This window comes from Poseidonibacter parvus, assembly GCF_001956695.1.
GTDB classification, from domain to species: domain Bacteria; phylum Campylobacterota; class Campylobacteria; order Campylobacterales; family Arcobacteraceae; genus Poseidonibacter; species Poseidonibacter parvus.
In genome coordinates this window covers 1,413,296-1,427,444 of record NZ_CP019070.1, presented here as the reverse complement: position 1 = coordinate 1,427,444, position 14,149 = coordinate 1,413,296, and the positions used below count along the sequence as shown (strand labels likewise).

The 14,149-nt window shown below is 27.7% G+C and carries 16 protein-coding genes; 6 read left to right on the top strand and 10 right to left on the bottom strand.

Annotated features, from left to right (window positions below):
• Positions 1–6: 6 nt before the first annotated feature.
• The 7 genes from LPB137_RS07130 to ribA form a co-directional block, all read right to left on the bottom strand.
• A complete protein-coding gene (locus LPB137_RS07130; RefSeq protein WP_076086319.1) occupies positions 7–480 on the bottom strand; it encodes a hypothetical protein in 474 nt (157 codons plus the stop codon).
• Between the two features lie 21 nt (positions 481–501).
• Positions 502–2,517 carry a glycine--tRNA ligase subunit beta gene (glyS, locus tag LPB137_RS07125; protein ID WP_076086316.1) on the bottom strand — a complete coding sequence of 672 codons (2,016 nt, stop codon included), beginning with the start codon at positions 2,515–2,517 and terminating at the stop codon, positions 502–504.
• Positions 2,510–2,665 carry a hypothetical protein gene (locus LPB137_RS14285; RefSeq protein WP_164707189.1) on the bottom strand — a complete coding sequence of 52 codons (156 nt, stop codon included), beginning with the start codon at positions 2,663–2,665 and terminating at the stop codon, positions 2,510–2,512. The genes glyS and LPB137_RS14285 overlap by 8 nt, the downstream gene beginning before the upstream one ends.
• A 69-nt stretch (positions 2,666–2,734) precedes the next feature.
• Positions 2,735–3,106: a hypothetical protein gene (locus tag LPB137_RS07120; RefSeq protein ID WP_076086313.1), complete on the bottom strand. Its 372-nt coding sequence runs from the start codon at positions 3,104–3,106 to the stop codon at positions 2,735–2,737.
• An 8-nt stretch (positions 3,107–3,114) separates the two neighbouring features.
• Positions 3,115–3,333: a PP0621 family protein gene (locus LPB137_RS07115; protein ID WP_076086310.1), complete on the bottom strand. Its 219-nt coding sequence runs from the start codon at positions 3,331–3,333 to the stop codon at positions 3,115–3,117.
• Positions 3,333–3,920, bottom strand: a complete 588-nt coding sequence (gene rsmG, locus LPB137_RS07110) for a 16S rRNA (guanine(527)-N(7))-methyltransferase RsmG (protein WP_076086307.1) — start codon at positions 3,918–3,920, stop codon at positions 3,333–3,335. Before rsmG ends, LPB137_RS07115 begins: the two co-directional genes overlap by 1 nt.
• On the bottom strand, positions 3,920–4,495 hold the full coding sequence (gene ribA / locus LPB137_RS07105; protein ID WP_076086304.1) for a GTP cyclohydrolase II: 576 nt from the start codon (positions 4,493–4,495) through the stop codon (positions 3,920–3,922). The genes rsmG and ribA overlap by 1 nt, the downstream gene beginning before the upstream one ends.
• 59 nt (positions 4,496–4,554) lie before the next feature.
• On the opposite strand from ribA, the gene hemB reads away from it, so the two are divergent.
• The 3 genes from hemB to LPB137_RS07090 are packed head-to-tail and all read left to right on the top strand — an operon-like array spanning position 4,555 to position 7,322.
• The gene (hemB, locus tag LPB137_RS07100; protein ID WP_076086301.1) at positions 4,555–5,529 is read left to right on the top strand and encodes a porphobilinogen synthase; all 975 of its coding nucleotides are present in this window, start codon (positions 4,555–4,557) and stop codon (positions 5,527–5,529) included.
• A 9-nt stretch (positions 5,530–5,538) separates the two neighbouring features.
• Complete coding sequence (locus LPB137_RS07095; protein WP_076086298.1) at positions 5,539–6,624, top strand: PAS domain-containing sensor histidine kinase; 1,086 nt, start codon at positions 5,539–5,541, stop codon at positions 6,622–6,624.
• Between the two features lie 17 nt (positions 6,625–6,641).
• Positions 6,642–7,322: a response regulator transcription factor gene (locus tag LPB137_RS07090; RefSeq protein ID WP_172802471.1), complete on the top strand. Its 681-nt coding sequence runs from the start codon at positions 6,642–6,644 to the stop codon at positions 7,320–7,322.
• On the opposite strand, the gene LPB137_RS07085 is transcribed toward LPB137_RS07090, so the two are convergent.
• The 3 genes from LPB137_RS07085 to LPB137_RS07075 are packed head-to-tail and all read right to left on the bottom strand — an operon-like array spanning position 7,299 to position 10,210.
• Entirely contained in the window at positions 7,299–7,976 is a 678-nt protein-coding gene (locus LPB137_RS07085; protein WP_076086295.1) for an anaerobic ribonucleoside-triphosphate reductase activating protein, read from the bottom strand. The genes LPB137_RS07090 and LPB137_RS07085 overlap by 24 nt on opposite strands.
• On the bottom strand, positions 7,954–8,118 hold the full coding sequence (nrdD, locus tag LPB137_RS14750; RefSeq protein WP_076086292.1) for an anaerobic ribonucleoside-triphosphate reductase: 165 nt from the start codon (positions 8,116–8,118) through the stop codon (positions 7,954–7,956). The genes LPB137_RS07085 and nrdD overlap by 23 nt, the downstream gene beginning before the upstream one ends.
• Positions 8,096–10,210, bottom strand: coding sequence for a ribonucleoside triphosphate reductase (locus LPB137_RS07075; RefSeq protein ID WP_076086289.1), 2,115 nt, complete (start codon positions 10,208–10,210; stop codon positions 8,096–8,098). Before LPB137_RS07075 ends, nrdD begins: the two co-directional genes overlap by 23 nt.
• Positions 10,211–10,423: 213 nt before the next feature.
• Between LPB137_RS07075 and argF the strand changes: the two genes are divergently transcribed.
• The 3 genes from argF (at position 10,424) to LPB137_RS07060 (ending at position 14,149) form a co-directional block, all read left to right on the top strand.
• Positions 10,424–11,350, top strand: coding sequence for an ornithine carbamoyltransferase (gene argF, locus LPB137_RS07070; RefSeq protein WP_076086286.1), 927 nt, complete (start codon positions 10,424–10,426; stop codon positions 11,348–11,350).
• Between the two features lies 1 nt (position 11,351).
• Positions 11,352–12,719 (top strand): oxygen-independent coproporphyrinogen III oxidase, encoded by a 1,368-nt coding sequence (hemN, locus tag LPB137_RS07065; RefSeq protein WP_076086283.1) that lies wholly within the window; start codon positions 11,352–11,354, stop codon positions 12,717–12,719.
• A 134-nt stretch (positions 12,720–12,853) separates the two neighbouring features.
• Positions 12,854–14,149 (top strand): (Fe-S)-binding protein, encoded by a 1,296-nt coding sequence (locus LPB137_RS07060; RefSeq protein WP_076086280.1) that lies wholly within the window; start codon positions 12,854–12,856, stop codon positions 14,147–14,149.

The window sequence follows — 14,149 nt, the reverse complement described above, 5'->3', positions numbered from 1 at the left end:
TTTATTTTATTTAAGTAAATGTAAAAATTGCCCAACATTAGCTGCAATTGCTACACAAGTATTTGCTAATCCTAAATAAAACTTATTAGCTTTATATCCAGTAGGTTTCTTAAAATTATGAACATCCATCCATTTATGAACAATAATCAAAACAAAACTATCTGCAAAACTTGTATTTTTTAATAAAAAAATTATTGGTGCTAAAATAAGTAAATAACCTGTAAAAGCTGTACCTTCATATTGTGAAGCTACTTCATTTGTTTCAAAATTATACTCTTCATTACTTAATAGACCTTTTTTATTTAAGACACTACAAACGGTCTGTTTTCTTTTTACATTATCAAGATTTATAGCAATATTCTTTTTAGGAAGAAAAGCACCAATTAGTGCAATAATTGCACAAAAAAGTAACCATATAATAAATAAGGGAAGTGTTATAGCATAAGCTATAATTTTAAGGAAAAGAGTCAAGTACTTCATAAAGTTTGACTCTTTTTTAATTTAAATTGTAATTTCTTTAATATCAGCAATTTTTTTGAATGCTTGATATACAAGAGCAATTGTATTTTTTCTGTTTGCTTTAATTGCTTCATCTTCATGATTTACAAAAACTTTTTCAAAGAAAGTATCAAGTTCAGGCTTCATTGCAAATAATGCTTCTAGTTCTTCATCATATGTAACATATGATTTTGAAGTTACTTCATTGTATTTAGACACAAGCTCTTTTTCTGCATCATCTTCTAGTAATGATTCATTAATAGTTAAAGTAACATCTAAGTTAACATCTTTAATGATATTTGCAACTCTTTTAAATGTTGAAGAATACTCTTTAAATGAATCACTTTGTACAATTGGATTTAAAGCACATAATTTTTGTGAAATCTCGTAAATGTCAGTTTCACCACTTCCTAAAACTGCTTTTAAAACAGAAGGATTAACTTCAAAGATTTTAAATAGTCTATCATTAAAGAATTCAACTAATTGTTTTTTATCTAAACCTTCATAATTAGAAGCTAATGCATCAATGATTTTTGATAAGTCTATTGGTAATTTATGCTCAATTGCAATTTTTACAATACCTGCAGATGCACGTCTTAGACCAAATGGATCTTTTGAACCTGTTGGAATTTTTCCAACAGAGAATAATCCCATTAAGTTATCAAGTTTATATGAAAGTGCAATAATTGAAGAGAAAGTACTTGATGGAAGTTCTGAGTCTTCACCATCAGGTAAATATTGCTCTTTTAGTGCTGTGTATACTGCTTCATCTTCACCTGCTAGTTTTGCATAGTAGTAACCCATTAAACCTTGAAGTTCAGTAAATTCAAATACCATTTCTGACATAAGATCAGCTTTTGAAAGCATTACAGCTTTTTCAATTAATTCTTTCTTTTCTTCGTCAAATAAAATAGCTAAATGATTTGCAATTTTTGCTTCACGTTGAGATTTTTCATACATTGAACCTAAACCTTCAACAAAAGTAAGCTTTTTAAGTCCTTCATTAGATAACCCATTTGCAATATCGTTTTTGTAAAAGAACATTCCATCAGCAAGTCTTGGTCTTAATACTTTTTCATTACCTTCAATAATAAATCCAAAGTCTTCTGTTTTAGAATTTGATACAACAATAAAATTGTTTGTTAAAACACCATCTTTATAAACTGCAAAGTATCTTTGGTGTTCTTTCATAGATGTTACAATTACTTCTTCAGGAAGCTCAAGAAACTCTAAATCAAACTTACCAATTAAAGCAGTTGGATATTCAGTAATAGCAACTACTTCTTCAAGTAGTTCTTCATCAATATCAATTTTAACACCGTGTTTTGTTTCTATATCTTTCATTTGAGAAAGAATTCTTTCTTTTCTTTCATCAGGATATAAAATAACACCATTGTTATCAAGTTTAGCAAAATAATCACCTGCAAAAGAGTATGAGAATGGCTCATAAGAAACCATTCTATGAGCAAATGAGAAGTTTGATGATTTAACACCAAATAATTCACCCTCAACTACTTCATGATCTAATACAATAGATAAAGATCTAATAGGTCTAATGAAAGAATCACTTCTATCTCCCCATCTCATAGATTTTCCAAAGTTAAGTGATTTCATAAATTCATTTACCATATCGTTTAGTAAATCTTTTGCAGCACTTCCTTTTACTTCTTTTTTAAAGTAAAGAACTTCACCTTTACCTTGATCAATTCTATCAAGTTCTGAAACATCAACACCACATTTTTTAGCAAATCCAAGTGCAGCACCTGTTGGTTCACCATCTTTAAAAGCTATTTTAACAGGAGCTCCAAATTGTTCAACTACTGAATCTTCTTGAGCTAATTGAAACTCTTTATGCCATAATACTAATCTTCTTGGAGTATAATAAAATTCAAAATCACATAATAATCTATTCTTTTCTAATATATCCGACCATTTTTTTTCAATATTTGGTAACTCTTTTAAAAATGGAATGGCTGGTAATTCTTCTACACCAATTTCAATTAGTAATGGTTTATTCATCTATAGTTTCCTTCTGTTTGTTTCTTTTTTCGTTTTCTTCAACTTTATCTGTATGTTTCTTGATTTGTTGTCTATTAAAATTAATGATAAACATTGCTACCATAATTATAAACATAATAAGTATTACTGTATCTAATATATCTTTCATATTTATCCTAATATTTTCTTAATAAAAGCAGACATTTTATCTAAAAATCTCTTAATTATTAAGATTTGCTTATTTTATTATTTCTTTATAGATGATTCCATCTATTTCATTTTGTGCTATTTCTTCTATTTCATCACAAGATTCTATAATAGCTAATACTTTAGAATCAAACATATAATTGTCTGCTATTTTTTGTACATCTTTACTTAAATCTTTTTGACAAATTATATACCTAGCATTTAAACAGTTTGCATAAATTGCTTCTTTAATTGATTTAATTACTACTGCAAAATCAAGTTCATTTTTCGATGAATAAGTCAATAAATTTTCGTTGTAACGAAATGAAATAATACTATTTGCTTTAGTGTTTTTTATTTCTTCAAGAGAAGAAATGTTTACTAAATCATCAAATGGAATAAGTTTATCCCCAATAAGTATCATACAAACTCCTATTTATTAGCTAAACAATCTTTTGAACAGTAATATTTTCCATTACTTACAATTGATTCTTTTGTTGAAATATATGTTTTACATGTTGGACATTCAACCATTTCATCTTCATATTTAACATCTTTCTTTTTTATAATATCTTTTTCTCTGTTCTTCTTAAAAAAGATTATATATACTAAAAATAAAACTGCCGCTATTGCTAATATTTTTAAAATCATTACTTACCTTTTATATATAAATAGTTTCTATCATTTCTATTGACTATTTTATAATTTTGATTAACTTTTGCTACTTCTAATTCTTCGTTTAACATGCTACCTTTATAAAATAAATATGAAGGATTCTCGTTAATAATATTTTTTGTAATATCTAATAAAAGTGCTGTATTTGTAACAGCTCTTGAAGTAATCAAATCTACTTTTAAATCTTCTACCTTCTCAACTCTATCACAAATTACAGTTAGATTATCAAGTTTTAAAGAAGCTTTTACAAAATTTAGAAATGCAACTCTCTTAACTCTTGGTTCTATTAAATAAGCTTTACAGTCTCTATTTGCAATAGCTAGTAAAAGTCCAGGATAACCAGCCCCTGTTCCTATATCTGCAAAGCTTTTATATTCTGCAATAAATTTTAAAGGATATATCGAATCTAAAATATTTTCATTAATATCTTCAGTACTTAATCGTCCACTTAAATTATGAACTTTACCCCATTGTTGTAATAATCCTACAAAGATATTACAATCTTTGTAAAATTTACTATCAAAACTAAAATCGTTTTGTTCTAAAAGTTCTTGTAAGTTCATTACAGCATATGCCCCATTTGATCTTTTTTTGTATTTAGGTAATCAATATTGTGTTTATTAACCTCTGTAATAGCAGGAATTCTTTCAACTATTTCAACCCCAATACTTTTTATATATTCTATTTTATGAGGGTTATTAGTAATTAGTTTAATTTTTTTGATATTTAAATCATTAAAAATATGTTTTACTATTTTATAATTTCTCTCATCTTCTTTAAAGCCTAACTCTAAGTTAGCTTCTATAGTATTTCTACCTTTATCTTGTAAACAATAAGCATTCACTTTATTTAGTAAGCCTATGTTTCTTCCTTCTTGTCTATGGTATATTACTAAACCACCATTTTCCCCTATAAAATCTAATGATAAATTTAATTGATTCTGGCAATCACACTTTAAACTTCCTAGTGCATCACCTGTTAAGCATTCTGAGTGAACTCGTACATAAGGTATTTGTATATTTTCAAAATCCTCACTCATAATTGCTAAATGTTCTTGATTGTCCTGTGTATAAGCTTTTATTCTAAAATTTCCATGTTTTGTAGGCAGGTTTGCAATATTTGATTGTATTATATTCATTGTCTTTAAACCTTATTATTGTTATAATTCGCAGATTATAACCAAAAGAGGTAAATAGAATGTTTAAACGATTTAGAAGACTAAGAATAAATGAAACTTTAAGAAATCTAGTGCAAGAAACTACAGTTACACCAGATGACTTTATATATCCACTGTTTGTACGCGAAGGAGTTGGCATTAAAAATGAAGTATCTTCAATGCCTGGAGTATTTCAAATGAGTATTGATGAAATACTAAAAGAGTGTGAGTACTTAATTAGTATTGATTTAAAATCAATTATCCTTTTTGCAATTCCTGATGTAAAAGATTCAGTAGGAAGTGAGTGTTTATGTAATGAAAGTATTATTTCTAGAACAATAAGAGCTATAAAAGAAAAGTTCCCTCAAATGTTTGTTGTAACTGATTTATGTTTTTGTGAATATACAGACCATGGACATTGTGGAATACTAGATCCTAAAACACAAACAGTTGATAATGATAAAACATTAGAAATTTCAGCTCAACAAGCAATAGTACATGCAAAAGCAGGTGCTGATATGATTGCACCTTCAGGAATGATGGATGGAATTATCACAACACTTAGAACTGCATTAGATGAGAATGGATATGAAAACTTACCTATTATGGCTTATTCAACTAAATTTGCAAGTGGTTATTATGGACCATTTAGAGATGTTGCTGAATCAACACCATCTTTTGGAGATAGAAGAACTTATCAAATGAATCCAGCAAATAGACTTGAAGCTATTGAAGAATCATTACAAGATGAAAAAGAAGGTGCTGATATCTTAATGGTTAAACCAGCCCTTGCATTTTTAGATGTAATTAGAGATATTAGAAATGAAACAAAATTACCATTATGTGTATATAACGTAAGTGGAGAGTATGCAATGCTTAAAAATGCAGGAGCAGCAGGTTTAATTGATTATGAAAGAGTTATGATGGAAACTCTAATGGGCTTTAAAAGAGCTGGAGCAAATATAATCATAACTTACCATGCTAAAGAAGCTTGTGAGTTAATGAAAAAAGCATAGTTAAATAAAATGAGCAATACTTATCAAGACGCAATTGAAAATTCAAATATAGTATCAAAAACTGATATTAACGGAATTATCACTTTTGTAAATGATGAGTTTTGTAAAATCTGCGGATATACAAGAGATGAACTTCTAGGTCAAAACCATAATATAGTAAGACATCCAGATGCACTCTGTTCAGATTTTGAAGCATTATGGAAAACAATACTTTCAAAGCAATCTTACAAGGCAACTGTTAAAAATCTTTGTAAAAATGGCAACACTGTTTATTTAAATACTACAATTACTCCTATTTTAGATGATGAAGCAAATATAAAAGAGTTTATAGCAATAAGATATGATGTTACAAAAGAAAAACAACTTCAAAAAGATTTAGAAGAAAAACAGAAAATTCTCTTTATGCAATCAAGAATGGCTTCACTTGGTCAAATGATTGCAAATATAGCACATCAATGGAGACAACCTTTAACTGAGTTAAATCTTACTTTATACAATATGAAAAAAGCATCATTAAAAAAAGATGAACAAAAAGTTGATTTGCTTTACAAAGATAGCATTACTTTAATAAAAAATATGTCTAATACAATAGAAGATTTTACAAATTTTTTCAATCCTAAAAAAGATAAAGAAATTTTTATAATAAAAGATGCAATAAACGAAGCTGTAAATATATTAAATAAGGTAATAATACAAGAGCAAATTGATATTAAGATTACTATTTTTGAAGATTGTAAAGCTTTAGGGGTATCAAATGAGTTAGTTCAAGTTATCATAAACCTAATTCAAAATGCAAAAGATGCATTTATTGTTAATAACATTATAAATAAAAAAATCAGTATAGTTTTAAAAGATGAAATTATTGATAATATAAATTATGCTTGTATTTATGTAGAAGATAATGCTTTAGGAATAAATAAAGAATCTATTGATAAAATATTCGAACCTTATTTTACTAGTAAACATAAATCACAAGGTATAGGGTTAGGACTTTTTATGTCAAAGATGATTATTGAAAAAAGTTTAAATGGAAGAATAGAACATAAAAATATTAAAGATGGTTCAAAATTTAGTATTTTAATACCAAATAATTAAAGTAAGATAATTTGAAAATGAATTTAAACTTATTAAAAACACTAAAAATACTAATTGTTGAAGATGAAGTTAAAATTGCAAGTTTATTAAAAGATGCATTAAATGATTACTTTCATAAAGTATTTATTGCAAAAGACGCGCAAGAGGGTTTAAAAAGATTTAAGACAAATAAACCTGATATTGTAATAACAGATATTATGATGCCAATAACTGATGGCTTAGAAATGACTATTTTAATAAAAGAAATAGATGAATTAACTCCAATTATTGTTCTAAGTGCACATTCAGATAAAGAAAAACTGCTAAAAGCTATTGATATAGGAATAAATAAATATTTTATAAAGCCTTTTGATCCTGATGAGGTATTAGAGCATATTAATAAAATTGCACCAACATTAAATAAACGAAGAAAAGTTAAATTAAAAGATGGTTTTGTTTTTGATAATAATTCCACTACATTGTATAAGGACGGGGTATTGATAAGTTTAACGAAAAGAGAAAAAGAGTTTTTTTACTTATTATTAAAACATCAAAATGAAGTTGTAGAAGCTTCAACAATAAAAGAAACGATTTGGGAAGAAGAAGTAAATGATGAAAGGCTTAGAACCTTTATAAAAAGATTAAGACTAAAAACTTCAAGAGACTTAATACAAAATGCTTCTGGTCAGGGTTATTTAATTTCTCCAAGTAATATTTAAAGTATTTGATTTAATATCATCTTTATTAAATATACTTTCTTCTTTAATATCTCCTATATTTGTAGGGGTTTGTAAAAAGTTTTGTAAATAATAAGTATTTTTATATCCAATATTTTCTAATACAGTAATCATCTCATTTATATCATCACTGTTTAAAAGTTGTGAATGGACCGTCGTTCTAATTTCAAAATCAAAGTTAATTTTTATTAAATATTTTATAGTTTTTATATATTCATCATACATATTAGTTTTAGTAATTTCATAAAACTTTTCTTTTGTTGCTTTAAAATCAATGGCCATATAATCAATCAAATTTAAAGAAATTAATTTTTTTATTTGTTTTGGGTTTGTTCCATTTGTATCTAGTTTAATTTTAAAGCCAAGCTTTTTAAGCTCAATACAAAAATCAACTAAATTATGAATACTAGCTTCACCACCTGATAATACAACTGCATCTAATAACCCTACTCTAGTTTTTAAAAACTCTAAGCATTCATCTAATGAGTAGTTACCAGTTTTAGAGTAAACTAAATCATCGTTATAGCAATACTCACATCTAAAGTTACACTTTATAAACCAAATTACGCAAGACAAGTGTCCTACGTAATCAGTTGTTGTAAACTTAGTTAGATTATAAACAATTCTTTGATTCAACAAATTTTACTCTTTGTTTATGTTCAGCTTTTTTTCCAATATTAAAACTCTCAACAGGTCTGTGATAACCCATAACTCTTGTATAAACCATACATCTTGTTCTTTTATTTTCATTTGCATCAAGCACTTCTTGTTTGTTCATTACTTTTCTCCTTTGCTAAGATTTCTTCATCACATTTTGGGCAAAATTCATGTTCTCCATTTAAGTAACCATGTTTTTCACATACTGAAAATAGCGGTGTAACTGTTATATATGGTAATTTAAAATTAGAAATTGTATTTTTTACAAATTTTCTACAAGCATCTATTGAAGACAATTTTTCATTCATATAAAGATGTAAAACTGTTCCTCCTGTGTATTTACACTGTAGTTCATCTTGTAAGCTTAAGGCTTCAAAAGGATCATCAGTAAAATCTACTGGTAATTGTGATGAATTTGTATAATAAATATTATCTTCGCTACCTGCTTGAATAATATTTTCATATCTTTTTTTATCTTCTTTTGCGAACCTATAAGTAGTCCCTTCAGCAGGTGTTGCTTCAAGATTATAAAGATTTCCAGTTTCTTCTTGAAACTCAATCATTTTATCTCTCATAAAATCTAAAATTTCACTACAAAAAGTATTTCCAAGTTCACTTGATAAATCAGTGTCATTTTCAAAGTAGTTTTTAATCATCTCATTCATACCATTTACACCAATTGTTGAGAAATGATTATTAAAGCCAGGTAGATATCTTTGTGTATAAGGGAAAAGTCCTCTATCATACATATCTTGAACAAATACTCTTTTTTTCTCTAGTGTTGATTTAGCTAAAAACATTAACTCTTCTAATCTTTTTAATAAACCATTAATATCTTGCTTATATAAAAAGCCAAGTCTAGCCATATTTATAGTTACAACACCAATACTTCCTGTCATTTCAGCACTTCCAAAAAGACCACCACCACGTTTTAGTAACTCTCTTAAGTCAAGCTGTAATCTGCAACACATTGATCTTACATGACCTGGTTTATATGCCTTATCATTTGGTATTAGTTTTCCATTTTCATCTTTTATATATTGACTTCCAATAAAATTCTGAAAATATGAAGACCCTATTTTTGCAGTGTTTTCAAATAATATATCAGTATTTTCACCATACCAATCAAAATCTTCTGTAATATTTACTGTTGGAATTGGGAAAGTAAAAGGTTGACCTGTTTTATCACCTTGAGTCATTACTTCATAATAAGCTTTGTTAATAAGATTCATCTCTTTTTGAAAATCTTTGTATGTTAATTGCTCAAAAGTAGAGTAGCCTTTTTGTTTAATTGCTTCTAATAGTTCATCATCTTTAACATCTTTTAATAGATGTTCTTGATTTGAAGTAGGAATTTGATCTTTTAAATCTTGTGGAACTGTCCAATCAATTGTAATATTTGTAAAAGGGCTTTGTCCCCAACGTGCTGGAACATTTAAATTATAAATAAATGATCTAACAGCTTTTTTTATTTCACTGTATGAGAGTTTATCTTTAAAAACATAAGGTGCTAAATAAGTATCAAAAGAAGAAAAAGCTTGAGCTCCTGCCCATTCACTTTGTAATATTCCCAAAAAGTTTGCCATTTGTCCTAAAGCTTCTCTAAAATGCTTTGGAGCAGAACTTTCAACTCTACCTCTAACACCATTAAAACCTTCATCAAGTAAAACCCTTAAAGACCAACCCGCACAATAACCACTTAAACAATCCAAATCATGTATATGATAATCAGCATTTCTATGTGCATATCCTTCTTCTTTTGAATAAACTTTATCAAGCCAATAGTTTGCAATAACTTTTCCTGCACTATTATTTATAAGTCCCGCATGTGAATATCCAGTATTTGAATTGGCTTTAATACGCCAGTCAGAACCATTTATATACTCTTGTATAGTTTGACTTGAATTTATATATGTAGTATCTGTTTCAAGTTGTAAAACTTGTTCTCTTTGTATTTTATGTAAATGTCTATAAACAATAAAAGATTTCATTACTTCAAAATATCTAGCTTTATATAACTCTTTTTCAATAATATCTTGAATATCTTCAACTGCTACGACTCTTTTTTGTTTAATTAACTCAATAACATTAAAAAAAACTGCTTGTGAGTAAACAATATTAACACTTTTAAATGCATTTTTTATTACATCTTCTATTTTATATGCTTCAAATTTTTGCTTTGAACCATCTCTTTTTAAAATCTCTTCAATCATTTACTTTTCCTTAAAAATATTCGTAAGTATAGATGAGATTTTCTTAATCCCAAATAACACAATTTGTCACAAAAGTGTCATTATATGGGCTTTTTATTGAGTTTTTTATTACCTAAATCTCTAAACTTTTATTTAAATAAAGTCAAATTTAAGTTAGTAATAATGCTAATTCATATAGAATATCAGCTTTTATTAATTACAGAGGAAATAATTATGAGACATTTCTTAACATTAGCAGATTATACAAAAGAAGAGATTCTTGAGATATTAGAACTTGCTAAGCAAATCAAAGAAGAGACTAAAAACAAAGACTTCAAAGAGTATATGCCAAAGCAAACTTTAGGAATGATATTTGAAAAAAGTTCTACAAGAACTAGAGTATCTTTTGAAACTGGTATTTACCAATTAGGTGGAGTAGGACTTTTCCTTTCATCAAATGATATACAACTTGGACGTGGTGAACCTTTAAGTGATACTTCAAGAGTAATTTCAAGTATGGTAGATATGGTTATGATTAGAACTTTTGGACATGAAAAAATTGAAGAATTTACAAAGTATTCAAAAGTTCCTGTAATAAATGGTTTAACAACAGAGTACCATCCAGTTCAATTAATGGCTGATTATATGACAATTCAAGAAGCAGGTTTGGATAAAGACTTAGTAGTAGCATATGTAGGTGATGGAAATAATCTTGCTCATTCATGGTTAAACTTATGTGCAAAAATAGGATTTGAACTTAGAATTGCAACACCTAAAGGTTACGAGGTTAATGCTGAGATTTTAGAAAAAGCTTTAGAGATGGCAAAACTTTCAGGTGCTAAAATCACTATTGGAAATAATCCTAAAGATGCGGTAAAAGATGCAACAGTTGTTACAACTGATACTTGGGTTTCAATGGGACAAGAAGATGAAAAAGAGCAAAGACTTAAAGACTTTGATGGTTATATTGTTGACCAAAAGATGATGAATTTAGCTCAAGATAAAGCTATTTTCTTACACTGTTTACCAGCATACAGAGGTTACGAAGTAAGTGAGGAAGTAATGGAAGGCTCTCAAAGTTTAATTTTTGAAGAAGCAGAAAACAGACTACATGCACAAAAAGGTGTAATGGTTTGGTTAGATAGAAAGAGAAACTCTTAATATGATTGATTTTAAAAAATTTGAAAAATATTCAAGACCAGGACCAAGATATACATCATATCCAACAGCTCCAGAGTTTAGTGAAGAATTTACACAAGATGATTTAAAAGCTTACTACAAAAACCAAAGTGATGATAGAGCAATCTCTATTTATATACATATGCCATTTTGTAGAAGTGCTTGTTATTTTTGTGGATGTAATACTATTTTTACTTCAAAAGAAGAAAAAAAAGTTGAATATATTACATACTTAAAAAAAGAATTAAATATATTAAAAGAGCATTTGAATACTAACAGAGAAGTTACTCAAATGCACTTTGGTGGAGGAACACCAACTTTTTTCTCTCCTAAGCAACTAGAAGAGGTTATAAATGCTGTAAAAGAAGTATTTCCAAATTTTAGAGCAGATGCTGAAGTTTCATGTGAAGTTGATCCAAGATTCTTTACAAAAGAGCATATGGACGTTTTAAAAGCTGGAGGTTGTAATAGATTAAGTTTTGGTGTACAAGATTTAGATGAACAAGTTCAAAAAACTATTCATAGAATTCAACCTTTTGAATTAACACAAAATGTAATCAAAATTGCACGTGATGCAGGAATTCATTCTGTAAATACTGATTTAATTTATGGACTTCCTCATCAAACTAAAAAAAGTTTTAGAAAAACACTAGAAAAAATGATTACTTTAGATACGGATAGATTTGCAGTTTTTAATTATGCTCATGTTCCATGGCTTATGAAAACTATGAGAAAGTTTGATGAATCTACTTTTCCAAAACCAGAAGAAAAACTAGAAATGTTAAAAGATACAATTGATTTCTTTACATCTAATGGTTATAAAATGGTTGGAATGGATCACTTTGCTAAACCTGAAGATGAGTTATTTAAAGCTATTGAAAAAGGCGAATTACATAGAAACTTCCAAGGCTATACTACAAAAGGTGGAGCTGATCTAATTGGTATTGGTTTAACTTCAATTGGAAATGGTGTTGATTATTATGCTCAAAATTTTAAAGATATTCCTACTTATGAAGCTGCACTAGATAATGGTGATTTACCTGTATTTAAAGGTTATAGATTAAGTGATGATGACCAATTAAGACAATTTGTTATTATGGAATTAATGTCTAATTTTTCATTAAATATAAAAAGAGTTGAAGAGCAATTTAATGTAAACTTTAAAGAATATTTCGCTGATGCAATTGAAGCCTTACAAGAATTCGTTGAAGCGCAACTTGTAGAAATATCTGATGAAAAAATTCAAGTTTCACAAACAGGAACTATGTTAATTAGAAATATTTGTATGCCTTTTGATGCATATCTAAATAAAATACCTGAAGATAAAAGAAGATTTTCTAAGACTATTTAGTCTTAGCTTCTCTTTATTTAAACTACTCTATTTAATTCTAACCTCTTCCCTTTTTATCAACTATTAACCAACTTTTTAGTATATTAATTTTTTATTATAAATATTATAAATTTTAAACAAAAGGTTATATAAAAGTGTCAATAAATAAATTTAATTACACAGCTGTATCTGATGCCTGTGTTAAATGTGGAAAATGTAAACCTGTATGTACAATCTTTAATATAAACCAAGATGAAACAACAAGTCCAAGAGGATTTATTGATTTATTAGGTGCTTATGAAAGAGATGAATTAGAACTAGATCAAAATGCAAAAGATATTTTTGAATCATGTTTCTTATGTACAAACTGTGTTGAAGAGTGTCCTATTGATTTACCAACTGATATGGTAATTGAACAAGTAAGAGCAGATATTGCTAAAAAATATGGAATAGCTTGGTATAAAAGATTATTCTTTTGGCTATTAAGACACAGAAAAACTATGGATATGCTTTCAAGAATGGGATGGATGTTCCAGACATGTGCTTTAAAACTAGATAAAGATAAACAATCAGCAGAACCTAGATTTTCACTTCCTATTGTGAAAAAAGATAGAGTTTTACCTTTTGCAGATATGAGAAGTTTTTTAAATAAATATCCTCAAAATATTTTTGCAAAAAATAAAAAAGTTGAAGAGAATAAAAAGAATAAAGTTGCGATTTTTATTGGATGTATGAGTAACTATACTTATACAAATACAGGTGATGCACTTGTTAAAATTCTAAAAAAGCTTGAGCTTGATATTATGATTCCTAAAAAACAACTATGTTGTGGAGCACCTGCATATTTTACTGGTGCTTTTGATACAGTTGATTATTTAACAAAGAAAAATATTGAATATTTTGAAACATGGATAGATGATGTAGATGCTGTAATTATCCCAGAAGCAACATGTTCTGCAATGATTAATCAAGATTGGGAACATTTCTTACATGACCAGCCAGAATGGCAAGCACGTGCAGTTAAATTATCTAAAAAAATATTTATGGCTACAAAATGGCTTGATGATAATACTCAATTAAGAGATTTATTAGCACAAAGTAAAAAAACTATTGATACAACAGTTACATATCATGATCCATGTCACGCTAAAAAAATGCAAGGTGTTTGGAAAGAACCAAGAAATTTACTAAAACAAAACTATGTTTTAACAGAAATGAGTGATTCAAATAGATGTTGTGGTTTTGGTGGAGTTACTATGCAAACTGAAAAATATGATTTTGCAAAAGCAGCTGGACTTCCAAAAGCAGCAATGATTAAAGAAACAAAAGCACAAGTTGTAAGTGCTGAGTGTTCTGCATGTAGAATGCAAATTACAAATTCACTATATCTTTCAGATGTAGATGTAGAGTTTAAAAATCCAATAGAATTAATTGCAGAGGCACTTGATTAA

Bases quoted from the DNA above. Each gene is read 5' to 3' on its own strand.
- LPB137_RS07130 (WP_076086319.1), bottom strand. From the start codon at position 480: ATGAAGTACTTGACTCTTTTCCTTAAAATTATAGCTTATGCTATAACA.
- glyS (WP_076086316.1), bottom strand. From the start codon at position 2,517: ATGAATAAACCATTACTAATTGAAATTGGTGTAGAAGAATTACCAGCC.
- LPB137_RS14285 (WP_164707189.1), bottom strand. From the start codon at position 2,665: ATGAAAGATATATTAGATACAGTAATACTTATTATGTTTATAATTATG.
- LPB137_RS07120 (WP_076086313.1), bottom strand. From the start codon at position 3,106: ATGATACTTATTGGGGATAAACTTATTCCATTTGATGATTTAGTAAAC.
- LPB137_RS07115 (WP_076086310.1), bottom strand. From the start codon at position 3,333: ATGATTTTAAAAATATTAGCAATAGCGGCAGTTTTATTTTTAGTATAT.
- rsmG (WP_076086307.1), bottom strand. From the start codon at position 3,920: ATGAACTTACAAGAACTTTTAGAACAAAACGATTTTAGTTTTGATAGT.
- ribA (WP_076086304.1), bottom strand. From the start codon at position 4,495: ATGAATATAATACAATCAAATATTGCAAACCTGCCTACAAAACATGGA.
- hemB (WP_076086301.1), top strand. From the start codon at position 4,555: ATGTTTAAACGATTTAGAAGACTAAGAATAAATGAAACTTTAAGAAAT.
- LPB137_RS07095 (WP_076086298.1), top strand. From the start codon at position 5,539: ATGAGCAATACTTATCAAGACGCAATTGAAAATTCAAATATAGTATCA.
- LPB137_RS07090 (WP_172802471.1), top strand. From the start codon at position 6,642: ATGAATTTAAACTTATTAAAAACACTAAAAATACTAATTGTTGAAGAT.
- nrdD (WP_076086292.1), bottom strand. From the start codon at position 8,118: ATGAACAAACAAGAAGTGCTTGATGCAAATGAAAATAAAAGAACAAGA.
- LPB137_RS07075 (WP_076086289.1), bottom strand. From the start codon at position 10,210: ATGATTGAAGAGATTTTAAAAAGAGATGGTTCAAAGCAAAAATTTGAA.
- argF (WP_076086286.1), top strand. From the start codon at position 10,424: ATGAGACATTTCTTAACATTAGCAGATTATACAAAAGAAGAGATTCTT.
- hemN (WP_076086283.1), top strand. From the start codon at position 11,352: ATGATTGATTTTAAAAAATTTGAAAAATATTCAAGACCAGGACCAAGA.